This is a genomic window from Paenibacillus sp. 01L418 (assembly GCF_056400045.1).
Genome location: NZ_JBFTSN010000438.1, coordinates 1 through 5,180 on the forward strand (window position 1 = coordinate 1; position 5,180 = coordinate 5,180).

Genomic DNA, 5,180 nt, shown 5'->3' on the forward strand with positions numbered 1-5,180 from the left:
ATATGAATAATATTTTAACTGCCTGTTGAAAATTACTTTTTTTTAAAAATCTACTCATAAACAACCTCGTAATAAAATCCATAGAAATTTATAGCTACTTCTACTGCTTTCTTTGATTCCATGTCATGGACTAATATATAATTATAATTTTCCTCCAGTATTTTTTTATAAAATAAATTTAATTGAGCACTTTTATAGTCTTTATAAAAGTTACGTGCATCTTTACCAAAATAATGCTGTTCCTGACTATACTTGATTTCTAGACAGTTGTTTTTTTTGGAACTCATTCTTTTATTTATTGAATCAATTGTCTTAGTCAATTGCTTTTTTGCTAAATCTGAATGTTCTTGACTCACCATATCACTTAACCATAAGCTATAATACTTTTTCAAAAAAGGCCAATTGGAATTGATCTCACTCTTGAGTTTATACATTTTATGTAAACCAAACCTATTGATTACTTTGTGAATAAAAGGATTTAATATTAGAGGATACAATGAAAACGTTTTTTCAAAAAAATGTTTATAAATCGTTCGTTGAGTGCCGTTATAAACCACGAATTTACCAACATCTGAATTTATATAATTCTCATTAAATACTCTATACTTATACCAAGAATCAACTTTTTTTAAATTAAGTAACGGTGTAGCGAGGTAATATATTGTATTATCTCGTATATAATTAGGTATTATATTTTTGTCATATACCACCTTTTTTACCGCAAAGATATCTCCAATCAAATTAGATCCTCTTGTCCAAAAAATCCGCTTAAGCAAATCATTTTTCTTAAACTCAGCTGTTTTAATTGTACCTGTCACACTAGAGCTCGCATCTATCGTGATTAGATCAGCATATAGACCATCTATGTTAGGATTGTTTTCAAATTCCTTGATAATATCTACTAATGAGTTTGCATTATTTAGTAAATCATCTGAATGAAGAAGCATTACAATGTCGCCTGTTATTAATGTACTTCCATTTTGAAGTGCGTTTAATTGATCACTATTCTCTTGATAAATGTACTTAATTTCTCCATTTTTAAATTCTCTTATTTTATTCTCTGTACTATCCGTTGAACCGTCGTTAATAACAATTAGTTCCCAATTTTTATATGTTTGTTCAATAATCGATTTAATACTTTTCTGTATATATAATTCATCGTTATATGTAGGCATTAAAATTGATATTTTATAACTCATGATTAACGGTTCTCCTTACTGTCATTATTATATTGATAATTAATTTTACAATGACTTGTCGTAATCACTAACAAACCAACTTGTTCTGATCACTTTGTTGACTTATTCTATTTATCAGTTTACAGAATCCTTTTTTTAACCACACGACCGGGATTACCCACAAATACTGAATATGAATCCACATCCTTTGACACCACTGCACCGGCACCAATAATGCAACCGTCACCTATAGTAACACCAGGCAAAATGATTACTCGTTGTCCAATCCAAACATCGTTACCTATTACGACGGGACGCATAGCTTCAAAACCCTGTTCTATCATAGGTATATCAACTCTGTCATGCCTATGATTGGTAGTGAAAACAATAACTTCTGGTCCCATCATTACATTATTTCCAATTTCAACTTCACCAGTGATTAGACAGTTTATACCTATACCTGAATCGTTCCCTAGTGACACTTCTGTGGAATAAATTGCTCCTTTTTCTATATTGATATTTTTCCCAACATATTTAAGACGCTTTGAAGCAATTATTCCTCTTGTCCTCTTTGAGAGAGTATTATACCAACTACCATCTGAGGTAGGTAACAACTTTGCTATTCTATATGCAATATTCCAAAATATTGAATTAATAATAATTACCTCCTGTTATCCATAAGTCTATATAATTTATTTACTTGGTTACTATTATCTAAATCCTCATGCTTAAGCGATTGCGATAACCTGTCTCTTAACTCTTTTGATTCCAGAAGCTTCTTAACTCCTTCAGCTATATCTCCAGCGTTAATAGATACAACAATTCCTGTTTCCCTATTGGTTATCTGCTCCTTGAAAGCAGGTATATCAGTAACAACTATAGGTCGATAAAGAATCTTGGCTTCAGTGACCGTCATACCATTCGATTCAGTTAATGATGGTTGCACATATACATCACAATTAAGCATAAAAGGATAGGGATTTACCTTGGTGCCTAATAGTATAAAATAATCCTCAAGCCCTCGATGGCTTATCTCCCTTTCTATCTCAGTGCGAATATGCCCATCTCCAACAATATACCACCTTATATTGTATCCCTGTCTTATAAGTAACTCACATGCATTTACTGCCAAAAGTATTCCTTTTTCCGGTGCAAGACGGCTGACAGTAGCAATTCTCGTTCCCTTAAAATCATCAGTATAACCCTCTTCAAGTGACTTCCTTTGAATTTCTGAAGGAGATATTATATTTTCAATTATATGTATTTTTTCGGATATATCAGGAAATGTTCTACACAATGAGTTGTAGCTTTCTTTCCCTACAGTAACAATGTTATGTGCAGTTTTAAAATAATAATAATCCATATTTGGTTGAAAAATCCCCGTCTTAAAACCAGCTTCATAATTAAAATGATTATAGAGTATTTTGTTATTTGCTTTCACCTTATCTATAACAAAGTAATTACAAAATACATCAGCGTAACTAATCGCAACATCATACCTCTCGTTTGCATGAAACAGGACTTTTTTGAAGAATGTCCAATAAATTTTCCATTTAAAGTTTGGAAATAACCTTCCTAAAATTGCCCCAGTAAGTCTTGCAACGCGGATAATGGCTAGCCTACATTTATTAAAGATCAAATCCTTTTTTGTCAGTGATATAACAGAGTTCGGAAGTAGCGGAGTTAGTAACTTTACATGTGGTGGAATTTCATTTAGAAATACTCCCTCATTCTCAAAGAGAAGAAGATGAACCTCATATTTTTCGTAATCAATATTCTTTAATAACGATAGTAAACTTTTCTCAATCCCCCCAGCTCCCAGGTGATTGGATACAAACAAGATTTTTTTTTTCATTTTCCCACCTTACTCTCATAAACTCTTTCAAAAAGCTCTAATTTACTTCCATGTGAAACTGACAAGTGTGGTTCCTTTCACATCAGGCATCACTTGCATCTTCAGGAACTTTTAGCTATATTTCTTATCAATCAACAGGGCAACGAACAGGAGTTTGTCCCTTATCGAGCCACTTTTGAAGGTGCTCTATGATAATCATGGGCTCTTTTAATCTGTTCAATGAAAAAATGACGTTCTTTTAAATCTCATTGACTTTTGAAAAAAACATTGTTGATGACATCCAATTCCAACCACTTCCAAAGCCCCATTACTATATTTAGTTTAGGATTGTAAGGTGGGAGAAATACAAACGCGAGTCTTCCGCGCAGTTCATCAAGAAAAGGACGAAGCATTTTCGCGATCGTCGTGATTATAATTTCTATAATTCTTTTTTTTGCTTTATACCTGAATCTAAGGATTTGTATTAATGCAGCTAAATCTATTAAATTTAAAGTATATAAAATCGAGAATATTCTAGAAAAGTATCTCCAATCTTTTCTTGGAACCTCTTTCAAGTATCTTCCTAAAGCTAGATTTTTTATTCCTTCACCTATAATTTTTGATTTTTTAAACTTTTTTATTTCACTTTTTATTCCACTTAATGTATATTTTGAAAATCCGAAGCAGTTTAAACAAGTATTATCAATGGCAGTAAATGAATTATAAGAGATAAGGTCCTGGTTCTCTTTAACTTTATTCATCTTCTCTGTATAATTATAAAAACTTGTTACTAAATCTATGTATCTATCCGCCAATCCTTTTTTATAGGAATTTGAAATCGATGAACTATTTTTATAGTAATAGTATGTATCATCATTAATCAATTCAATATTCGGATAATTCACGTATAGTTTGAGATTAAAAAGAAAATCTTCACCATAATATATATTTTTCTCGAACTTTATATCTAGTGATTTAACATACTCAGTTCTATAAAGTTTATTACCAGCACAAGCACCGAAACTTTTACCAAAGAAATATATAAATTTCTCCTTAGAGTCCATTAAGTTTTTTTTCTCAATTCTATCTTTATCAAAAGTAAAAGTTGAATCAACAACTCCATTCTCATCCACACTGATCAATTTACCTGTCAGAATATCGGCCTTTGTTCTTTTTGCTCGTTTTATAAATATATCAATAGTTTCCGAGCTAATGAAATCATCGGAGTCAAGCAAGTAAAAGTAAGCTCCTGTAGCAATATTAATACCTGTATYTCTTGCTTCTGAGACTCCCTCATTACTTTTATGTATTACTATTATTCTTTTATCTTTTAATGCATACTCATTGCATATTTTTTCGCTGTTATCTACAGAACCATCATTAACTACAATAATTTCCAATTTTTTATACGTCTGGTTTATAACACTCTCTAAACACTTATTTAGATATCTTTCTGCATTATAAACCGGAATTATAATACTTATCTTCATATTAACCTCACTTACTTTATAAATTAACTGCTTTACTTTTTATTTTTGTTGTAATTGAATTGGTAATCCAAAATATTATCCACAAAATTGTTACAAAAAACAAAGCGCCTTTAAAAAGTTGATTTGGTGAATAAAGATACCATCTTGGCACATTGAAAATTATAGAATAAACTAATATCTTTTGGAATTCACTTCTACCAAAATTCAAGTTATTTAGTAAAGTTACTACAATAAAAGATATAATTAAAACCCCAAACCATCCAAACCAAAAGTAAAAATGAGTTGGTATTAGTCCTCCACCCATATTATAAAAATATTTTATGGAAACAAAAGTTGTTACATCCGAAGCTATTGAGTCTGAACCTATTAAAATTGATTTGAAAAATTCATAAAATGAATTGAATCTTGTACTTATGTTGGCGATTTCTGAAGCAGCAACATGAGTAGCAGAAGCATAATAAGCAAATGTCGCAGTATCAAAGACTAAATAATTGTTAAACAAATTACCAATTAATTGCTTTAGGTTGACATGTGTTAAAGAATAACTATCTCTATATGCAGCGACTATGCTATTTAATAGTATTCCTATTGCTGCAAAAATGAATATTTTCTTAAAGGATAATTTATTAACCAATAACGTTATAGAAAAGAGAATCATTAGTTGTAAAGAAGTAATCC

At 30.6% G+C, this 5,180-nt stretch carries 4 protein-coding genes and 1 pseudogene; all 5 read right to left on the bottom strand.

Going from position 1 to position 5,180, the window contains the following annotated elements:
- Positions 1-50 precede the first annotated feature (50 nt).
- Positions 51-1,199 carry a glycosyltransferase family 2 protein gene (locus AC1DSE_RS29735; RefSeq protein WP_477510967.1) on the bottom strand — a complete coding sequence of 383 codons (1,149 nt, stop codon included), beginning with the start codon at positions 1,197-1,199 and terminating at the stop codon, positions 51-53.
- 128 nt (positions 1,200-1,327) lie between these two features.
- A pseudogene (locus tag AC1DSE_RS29740) lies at positions 1,328-1,483 on the bottom strand (DapH/DapD/GlmU-related protein); the annotation flags it as partial.
- A gap of 356 nt (positions 1,484-1,839) precedes the next feature.
- The gene (locus AC1DSE_RS29745; protein WP_477510968.1) at positions 1,840-3,033 is read right to left on the bottom strand and encodes a glycosyltransferase; all 1,194 of its coding nucleotides are present in this window, start codon (positions 3,031-3,033) and stop codon (positions 1,840-1,842) included.
- 245 nt (positions 3,034-3,278) lie between these two features.
- Positions 3,279-4,502, bottom strand: a complete 1,224-nt coding sequence (locus AC1DSE_RS29750) for a glycosyltransferase family 2 protein (RefSeq protein ID WP_477528659.1) — start codon at positions 4,500-4,502, stop codon at positions 3,279-3,281.
- Positions 4,503-4,518: 16 nt separating this feature from the next.
- Positions 4,519-5,180, bottom strand: a 662-nt coding sequence (locus AC1DSE_RS29755; protein ID WP_477528660.1) for a hypothetical protein, incomplete at its 5' end; no start/stop codon positions are given.

Coding starts and splice junctions, on each gene's coding strand:
- AC1DSE_RS29735 (WP_477510967.1), bottom strand. CDS start 1,199: ATGAGTTATAAAATATCAATTTTAATGCCTACATATAACGATGAATTA.
- AC1DSE_RS29745 (WP_477510968.1), bottom strand. CDS start 3,033: ATGAAAAAAAAAATCTTGTTTGTATCCAATCACCTGGGAGCTGGGGGG.